The organism is Flavobacteriales bacterium, from assembly GCA_025210295.1.
Taxonomy (GTDB): Bacteria; Bacteroidota; Bacteroidia; order Flavobacteriales_D; family Parvicellaceae; genus S010-51.
The window spans coordinates 1-9,185 of the sequence record JAOASC010000008.1; the positions used below are offsets into that span (position 1 = coordinate 1).

7 protein-coding genes are annotated in these 9,185 nt (G+C 31.9%); 3 read left to right on the plus strand and 4 right to left on the minus strand.

Going from position 1 to position 9,185, the window contains the following annotated elements; translation table 11 throughout:
- Window positions 1-1,011 (plus strand): hypothetical protein (locus N4A35_01245; protein ID MCT4580015.1); only part of this gene is annotated, 1,011 nt, incomplete at its 5' end.
- 58 nt (window positions 1,012-1,069) lie between these two features.
- Here the strand turns inward: N4A35_01245 and N4A35_01250 are convergent.
- Window positions 1,070-1,927, minus strand: coding sequence for an alpha/beta hydrolase (locus tag N4A35_01250; protein MCT4580016.1), 858 nt, complete (start codon window positions 1,925-1,927; stop codon window positions 1,070-1,072).
- Window positions 1,928-2,080: 153 nt separating this feature from the next.
- On the opposite strand from N4A35_01250, the gene N4A35_01255 reads away from it, so the two are divergent.
- Together N4A35_01255 and recG are read left to right on the plus strand one after the other, a co-directional pair.
- Complete coding sequence (locus N4A35_01255; protein ID MCT4580017.1) at window positions 2,081-3,001, plus strand: hypothetical protein; 921 nt, start codon at window positions 2,081-2,083, stop codon at window positions 2,999-3,001.
- A gap of 54 nt (window positions 3,002-3,055) precedes the next feature.
- Entirely contained in the window at window positions 3,056-5,161 is a 2,106-nt protein-coding gene (recG, locus tag N4A35_01260; GenBank protein ID MCT4580018.1) for an ATP-dependent DNA helicase RecG, read from the plus strand.
- Between the two features lie 2 nt (window positions 5,162-5,163).
- On the opposite strand, the gene N4A35_01265 is transcribed toward recG, so the two are convergent.
- The 3 genes from N4A35_01265 to N4A35_01275 all read right to left on the minus strand — a co-directional run.
- Window positions 5,164-6,645: a tetratricopeptide repeat protein gene (locus N4A35_01265; GenBank protein ID MCT4580019.1), complete on the minus strand. Its 1,482-nt coding sequence runs from the start codon at window positions 6,643-6,645 to the stop codon at window positions 5,164-5,166.
- Window positions 6,611-8,758 carry a SpoIIE family protein phosphatase gene (locus tag N4A35_01270; protein MCT4580020.1) on the minus strand — a complete coding sequence of 716 codons (2,148 nt, stop codon included), beginning with the start codon at window positions 8,756-8,758 and terminating at the stop codon, window positions 6,611-6,613. Before N4A35_01270 ends, N4A35_01265 begins: the two co-directional genes overlap by 35 nt.
- 4 nt (window positions 8,759-8,762) lie before the next feature.
- Window positions 8,763-9,185 (minus strand): serine/threonine-protein phosphatase (locus N4A35_01275; protein MCT4580021.1); only part of this gene is annotated, 423 nt, incomplete at its 5' end.

The window sequence follows — 9,185 nt, forward strand, 5'->3', positions numbered from 1 at the left end:
ACGCTAAGTATAGTTCGAGGAAATAGTATCACCTTAACCGATAATGTGAATGATGCAGATGCAGATTCAACCAATGAAATACAAAGGTTAAGTATCACAGGAAATGTAATTTCATTATCAGATGGAGGATCAAGTGTAACCATTCCGTCAAGTGCTGATAATTTGGGGAATCATACGGCTACTCAAAATATCGATTTAGCAACAAAGAAACTGGTAGGGAATGGAGGAAATTTGGGAGTGCTGATCAAAAATGATGGGGAAACTCGAGTAGAAAATCTTCCAGATTATAACCCTTTAACAGATAACTTATACGTGGTAGCCAATAGTTCGGGAGAATTACATCGAGTTTCGATTCTAGATTTAGCAGCTCAAATAAAATTAATCAATGAGTATCCAACAGGAACTGTATTTTGTACACCTGTACCAACAGCAATCGTTGATGTCGTAAATCCAACAACAGGAAAAACATGGATGGATAGAAATTTAGGAGCAAGTCAAGTTGCAACAAGTAGAACAGATGTTAATGCTTATGGAGACCTTTACCAATGGGGGCGTTTAGCAGACGGGCATCAATGTAGAACAAGTAATACAACTAATGCACTTTCAGCAAATGATATTCCTGGTAATGATAATATGATTATATCGTCTGGATCACCATACGATTGGCGAGTTCCTCAAAATCATAACTTATGGCAAGGGGTAAATGGAATAAATAACCCTTGTCCCAATGGGTATCGTTTGCCAACAAATGCTGAATTACATTCAGAGTATCAAAGTTGGAGTAGTGATGATAGAGCAGGAGCTTTTAGTTCACCTTTAAAGTTACCAACAGCTGGTTGTCGTTTACGATCGAATGGATCTCTATCACTTGTTGGGAGTTACGGATTTTATTGGTCAAGTACTGTCATTAGCGGTATTTTTTCTAGGTATTTAAGAATTACCGATACACATGTTAATATGCATGAAAACAGTAGGGCTAGTTTATTTAGTGTAAGATGTATTAAAGACTGAAATTAAAGAGGGTAGTTAACGCTATCCTCTTCTTATTGATATGATGAATTGAATAAAGCTATTTTTTTATAGGGAACTCATATTTTAAAAATTGATTAAAAGCTTCCCAATATAGATCATTTCCTATATTTTGAGACCACAAAGCTTTAGAGCCGTGGAATCCCATTTTTTGAGGAATGTATTGGTTGATTAAATGAAATTCAACGTTTTTAATTAATTGGGTAACTGTCTCGGCTTCTTTACGAGAAGAGGTTACAAAAAGAGGTTTGTCGAATCCTTTTAAAGCATCTTGAACCGAAAGTGTATCAAAATATTCTCCAGGGCTAAAAGCTGCAACAGCTTTAATTTTAGGATTATTTTTACCAATAAGTAAACAAAGAGAGGCGCTGTAGGAACTACCTACTAATAACACAGGTTTTTGAGTATAAGAATAGACATAATCAATAGCAGCTTCAATATCTTGTTGGGCACTCAAGTAATTTGTCGGTAAACTATCGGCTAAAGCGTTTAAATAAGAACGATTTTCAGTATCATTTATCGTTCCTCCTGAACGTTGGTCTATAGCGACAACAGAATAGCCGTATAAGTTAAGTTTTTTAGCTGTTTCTTTGTACTCACCTCTACTGTACCCAGCTTGATGACAAAGGATTATTGTAGGTGCATTTCGTTCCTTGATATAAATATCTGCAAATAGCCATAAACTATCTTTAGAGGGAAAAGAATCTAAAAAATAAGCTCGATTTTCAAAGGCTCTTATCGCTTTGGTAGGTGCTTTGGTGTTGTTATAGATAATAATACTATCAAACTGTCCCTCATCAACAATTGCTGTTTCTTTTAAGTTAGACTTTTTTTCAGCTGATGGTGTACAATTTAAGATTAAAATACTTATCGTAATATAGAGGATATGTTTGTGCATCAAAAATAAATGATTAGATAAATAACCTTTGTTTTTCAAAAATAATAAATTAAGGTATTCTAAGACAGAATTGAATAAAATTCTTAATTTAACGACAATTTTAGACAATGTTTTGTTTTTGGAATTACATCACCTGTTGTTTAAACGAAGAAAATGAAAAAATATTTATCATATATAGTACTTTTGGGTGTCCTTTTAACAGCTTGTAACAAAGGAGAAAAAGAAGTTAAAGAGGAAGTAACGGAAATAGCAACAGCATTTTTACGAGATTATTATTATAAAAGTTTTGAATATGCAAAACAATATGGAGATGATAAAACAAAGTCATTGTTAGATTACATTAATAAAAATGATCGGTTAAATTATCGTAATCAATATTTTGACAAGATAGATTCAGTAGCTTTAAAAGGAGAAGATTCAGCACTTGTTTATTATCAATACGAAAACTCCTATTATAAAAAAGATAGGCATGTCTTACCATTAAATAAAAATACTGGTCAGTGGAGAGTTAGTATCGAAAATAAGGATAATAGTGATTTTTATCGTTATGTTTTTGATTATTCTATTGAAGAATTAAGAGTTAAAAATTATCAAGATTTATCGAATGAAGAAATTGTAGAAATCCAATTGATAACGAAAACTTTTATTGATCAGGTTAACCATCCAAAATTGGTAGTTGGTTATTTAGGGAAAAATTCGGTGAAGTATTATGACATCCCTGATGTAGAAAATTATACTATTTCTGGGATAGGAAAGATGTGGGAAGATTTATCATCTTTTGACGTTTATTCTTCTTTAGATTTTGAATATGATGAAATGCTATCTATGCTTAATTATCGTATTTCTGAGATTGCTTCTGATAATTCATTTGGCGTGGCTGATGAAATTGAAGCCATATTAATAGAAGCATTTGGAGAGCCTTATAATAATCAGTACATGGAAGAGGGGAAGTGGTATAAATCTACAAGATGGTTTGTAAAGGGAAAGAATGAAATGATAGAGTTAATCAATAATGATAATGGAACATTAAATCTTAGTTTAACTGAAAGTGAGGATGAAATAGATAACTATTAAAAGTAGATAAGCCCCTAAAAAACAATCTTTACATTTAACTTATAATTAAAAAGTATTATCACAAGTTTTCTAAATACACCTATAGAGTTCTTAAAAGGAGTTGGACCCAAAAGAGCAGATTTACTTAAAAAGGAAATAGGAATATTTGTATATAATGATTTGCTCAACTATTTTCCTTTTCGATATATTGATCGTTCTATTGTTCACTTGGTAAAAAACACCTTGCATTTAACTGACCAAAATGTTCAGTTAAGGGGAAGTATTACTCAAATCAATAAAATTGGACAAGGGAGAAAACAACGATTAGTTGCTCAGTTTAGGGACCATACTGGAAGTATTGAATTAGTTTGGTTTAAAGGTATAAAATGGGTAGAACCTTCTTTAAAACTGAATGAAGAACTTATTATTTTTGGAAAGGTTTCTAATTTTGGAAGCAAGCGAAATATTGTTCACCCTGAAGTAGAAAAAGTTGTTTCAGGGAAACAATTGGCTGTAAATCTTCAGCCTGTTTATCATTCCACTGAAATATTGACTAGGAGAGGATTAAATGCTAAAGGGATAGAGAAGTTAACGAAAACTTTAATTTTACAGCTTAGTAACCAGGTACATGAAGTATTGTCTGAAACAATAAGAAGCCAATACTATCTTCAGGAGAGAGAATTGGCCTATAAACAGATACATTTCCCAACTTCTACAGATGCATTAAAAAAAGCTAAACACAGGTTAAAGTTTGAAGAGTTATTTTTCCTACAACTACAGCTCATTCGTCAAAATTTAGTAACAAAAAAAGCTACAGAAGGTTTTATTTTTGATAAAATAGGAACTTATTTTAATACTTTTTTTAGCACACATTTGCCTTTTGAATTAACAGGTGCTCAAAAGCGAGTGATTAAAGAAATCAGAAAAGATTTAGGAAGTGGTCTACATATGAACCGCTTATTACAAGGAGATGTTGGTAGTGGAAAAACGTTGGTAGCATTAATGTCAATGTTAATTGCCTTGGATAATGGCTTTCAAGCATGTATGATGGCGCCTACTGAGATCTTAGCAATTCAACATTTTGAAGGAGTGTCTGAGTTTTTAGCTCCTATGGGAGTAGAAGTTGCTTTGTTGACGGGGTCAACAAAAGCAGCTGAAAGAAGAAAAATTCATGCGGATTTGGAGAAAGGTACCTTGAGTATTCTTATTGGAACGCATGCTTTGTTAGAAGATAAGGTAAAGTTTAAGAATTTAGGTTTGTCAGTTATTGATGAACAACATCGATTTGGTGTGGCTCAACGAGCTAAATTGTGGAGGAAAAATAAACGTCCTCCCCATATTTTGGTGATGACAGCGACGCCTATTCCGAGAACATTAGCAATGACTTTTTATGGGGACTTAGATGTTTCAGTCATTGATGAATTACCACCGGGAAGAAAAGCCATCAAAACAGTGCATTATTTTGATTCTAAGCGTTTATCATTATTTCAGTTTATTGAGGATGAAATCAAAAAAGGGCGGCAGGTTTACATCGTTTATCCATTAATTGAAGAGTCAGAGAAGTTTGATTATAAAGACCTAATGGATGGGTATGAAAGTATAAAAAGACGTTTTCCGTTGCCTCAATATAATATTAGTATTGTACATGGGAAAATGAAACCTGCTGATAAGGAGTATGAGATGCAGCAATTTGCGCAAGGAAAGACACAAATTATGGTAGCCACCACAGTAATTGAAGTAGGAGTGAATGTTCCTAATGCATCTGTTATGGTGATAGAAAGTGCTGAAAAATTTGGATTATCCGCGTTGCATCAATTAAGGGGAAGAGTAGGTAGAGGAGCAGAACAATCTTTTTGTATTTTGATGACAAGTTATAAATTGTCAGAAAATGCAAAGAAGAGGATCGAAACGATGGTTCAGACCAATGATGGGTTTGAAATAGCTGAGGTTGATTTAAAAATGCGTGGTCCTGGTGATATTATGGGAACACAACAAAGTGGTATTTTAGATTTGAAAATAGCAGATATAGCAAAAGATGGACAAATTTTGCAACAAGCAAAAGATGCTGCTGCTCAATTATTAAAGCAAGACCCAAATCTTTCTCATAAGCAAAATTATTATACACGAATTACCTTGATCAATCGTATGAAAGAACGACCAAATTGGAGTAAAATTAGCTAAGTTTATTTTTTATAAAAAGAAAAGAAAACTAAAGCCCCAATGATGATCAACAGTATTATACCTATAGCAAAAGCTGTTTTTTTAGAAATAATTACATGTTGTTTTTTTAATTCATCTTCCCAAACTTCCTTGTTGTTTTTTATTTGTAATTGAACTTTTAAAGAGTCTTGGTACTGTTGTTTTTTTACGGCTTCTCCTTTAAGTTGATTGTTGACCCTTTTTAAATTCTTTTCACTAAAGATTAGCGCGTTATATTCGTCGTGTTTCTTAAAATAGAAGAGGGCATTTTTATAGTCTTTAAGTTTTTCATAGTTCTGATAAAGCTGAAGTGAACAATCTGCAATTAGTGAGGGATTTTGAATTTGAGTAGTAATCTTATAAGCCTCATTCAAGCTTTTGATGGCTGTATGATAGGCTTCTTGTTCATAATAAATTCTTGACAGGTTAATAAGAGAAATAGCTATTCCTTCGATATCATTAATTTCTTTTCTAATGCGTAATGATTGTTGGTAATAATGAGTAGCTGAATCTAATTGATATAAGTCAAAATGCATTTTTCCAATATTATTCATTGTTGTTGAAATTCCCATTTTATGACCAATTCCATGGAAAATTTTTAAAGCTTTTTGATAATACTTTAAAGCTAGTTCTAGTTCATTAATTTTTTGGTAACAAGCTCCAATATTATTATATACAATAGCTGCTCCTTTTTGATCATTATTGCTAAGCTTTAAATCTAAACTTTTAAAAAAATAAGTTAATGCATCTTCATTTTTTTCGATTGATTCATAGGCTTTGGCCAAATTATTATAAGATGTTGATAAAGCAATGGAGTCATTGATTTGTTTAAAATACGCTATACTCTCATTAAACCGTTTCAAAGCTTGATTTATTGCTCCGTTTTTAGTGTGGAGGACACCTATTTGCATAGAACTTACTGCAGCTTGACGTTCTAACTTATTTTTCTTAGCTAATTTATAGGCATTAAGGTTATAAAAAATCGCACTATCAATTTGATTTTTATGAGTGTATAAATAACCTAGGTTGGTGTATGTTTGTATTTCTCCCTCTTGGTCATTGGTTTGCTGTTTGAGCAAAATACATTGATTAAAATAGTTGATTGCTTTAGTATATCGCCCTTTATAGATGTATAGGTAAGCCAAGTCATTATAGACGACTGCTAATTTTTTCTTGAGAATAAAGTGATGCAATTCGGGAAGTTCTTTTTTTTCAGCTAAAAGGGCTGCTCTTTTAGCTGTTTCCCAATAATAAATCGCGCTATCATTTTTACCGCTATAATAAAAGTGGTCTCCAATTTCACCATATATTTTTACTAAAGTAGTGTCTAATGGATGATTCGTTAATTCCTTTTTTAAAGAATCAATGTTTTGAGTATAGTTGGTTTTTCCCCAGAATAAAAAATATATGAGTAAAAAAAACTTTAGTAATTTATAAGGGTTTAAACCCAATAACTGATACATCATCAAACTGCTCATTATCTCCTTTCCAATTTATAAACTCTTCTTTTATTTTTTGATGTTGGTCCTCCAGTTCTAATTCAGAAATAGAAAGTAAAAACTTTCTAAAGTTGGGATAAAAATATTTTTTATTCTTTAAACCACCTTTTTGGTCAGGAAAACCATCGGTAAAGATATAAAAAATATCGTTTAATTCTAATTTTATGCTTTTGGTACTAAAGTTTGGACTTTTTTTGCCTCCCAATTGAAAGTGATCTCCTTTATATTTGATGAGCTCCTTATTTCTTACTAAATATAAGGAGTGGTGCGTCCCAGCAAAATGCATTTCATTTTTATCAATTACACATAAAGCAATATCTAAACCATGTTTTGAAGTTTTTTCTTGACTTTGATTTAATCTTTTTTGTAAACGTAAATGTAACTCTTCCAATATTTTTTGGGGAGAAGTGATGTGATCGGCTATAATTTGGTTGAGAATATTGAGGCTAATTAAAGTCATAAACGCTCCAGGAACCCCATGCCCAGTACAATCAGCTAGTGCGATAATCTTCTTTTCATTTATTTTTGTAGCCCAATAGAAATCGCCGCTGACAATATCTTTAGGATTAAAATAGATAAAATGTTCTTTCAATAACTCATTAAAAATCGTTGGAGAGGTAAATGCAGCATCTTGAATGTTTTTAGCGTAATTAATACTGTCTTCTGTCGCTAACTTTTCTTTTTCAATCAATTGTTTTTGTTGATTGATGGTTTCCTTTTGGAGCTTTGTAACTTTCCATCTTCTAAATACAATGGCTAAAAACAATAAACTAACGAAAATCGCTAATGTGATGACAACAATAATATAAGTTCTTCTTTTTCGATTATTTTGGACAATAATTTCTTTTTTTTCATTAATTCTATTCAACTGTTGAATTTCATGCTGGTGTTTCAGTTGCATGATTTCCTGTTCTTTAATAAAAGAAAGTTCCGCTTGTTTTTTCCCAATCTCTTTTAAAACATGCTTATTGTTGAGAGAGTCTTCGATAATAGTATAACGTTCATGCCATTTTAGAGCTTCATTATAATTGTTATTCAATTTGTTAACTTGATATAACAATGAGGCAACTTTACTTTCTCTTGTGCTGTAGCTGTTTTGCAATTCTTGATGGAGTTGATTTAGTAAAGACTGAGCTACTTTGGGCTGATTTGCACTAATATACATTTCAGCTAATTTGATTTCAACTTCGGTTGTATAAAATTGATCGTTTAAAGCTTTTAATTGTTTTAAAGCTCTTCTATTCATTGCTATAGCGGTATCTAAAAAAAGCTTTGGATTGCTCATTTTTCCATCAGCTTGAATAGGAATATTTTCATTGTAAAGCGTTAGATAAGTAGAGCCTGTATAATGGTTGAGTAGCGCAATCCCTAATTGATCATTTACTTCATTGAATAAGACTTCTCCTTTTTCAAAATATTCGAATGTTAAATTGTACTTTTTTAATTTAGAGTAGGAGAGAGCTATATTTTGGTAGGAAATGGCTAAACTCCTTTTTTTCTTCAATTCTTTTTTGATGTTAATAGCTTGTAAGTGATATTCTACAGCTTTTTGATAGTCTCCTTGAGCATGAAAATTCATCGCAATAGTTCCGTATAATATGCCTACATACTGATTTTCATTATATTTTTTAGCAACATCTAAGGCTTGTATTAAATCTTCAAGTGCTTTATGGGAAAGGTCTTTTTGATCATAACATAAACTCCGGTTTCCATAAGCTCCAATGGTATGTTTAATTAAACTTTGATTGTCATCAATATAGGATATGATTCTTGAGAAAGCACTAATAGCTGAATCTAGTTGACGTGTTTTTAGATGGATAATTCCTTTATAATTTAGGGCAAAAACGGTTAATGTAGAATCAGGATATATTTTCAAACCGTCAAATATTTCTTTATTGTAATGTTGGGCAGAATCATAATTTTCTATGTTGACGTATGATCTGGTTAAATCGTGATAGGAACGCAGTAATTCGTCACCATTCTGATGAGACATTACGTTCTTAATGGAATCAATAATTTGTAATTGAGGCAAAGAAAGTTTATAACTGACTAATAGAACTATTAAAATGATTAACCGCATACATTCAAATTTTAAATCCTAGAATAGAGACGTCATCTAATTGCTCTTGTTGTCCTTTCCAATTTACAAATTCATCATTTAAATCCTGACGTTGTTCTTCTAACTCTAAGTGCACAATGCTCAATAATTTTTTTCTAAGCGTAGGGTAGAAGTATTTTTTCCCTTTTGGTCCTCCTTTTTGATCAGGGAAACCATCCGTAGAAATGTAAAAAGTATCTCCAGGTTGCGTTAAGATTTCGTGTTGCTGAAAGAGCGTTTCTCCATTACTACCTAATTGAAATTTCTGACCTTTATATTCGGTTAAACTCCCATTTCTTACATGATAAATGGGGATATGTACACCAGCATAAGTAACTTTTTGATCTTCCACCAAACAAATAGCGAGGTCTAATCCATGTTTAGAAGCATTACCGTCTTTATTATTCAA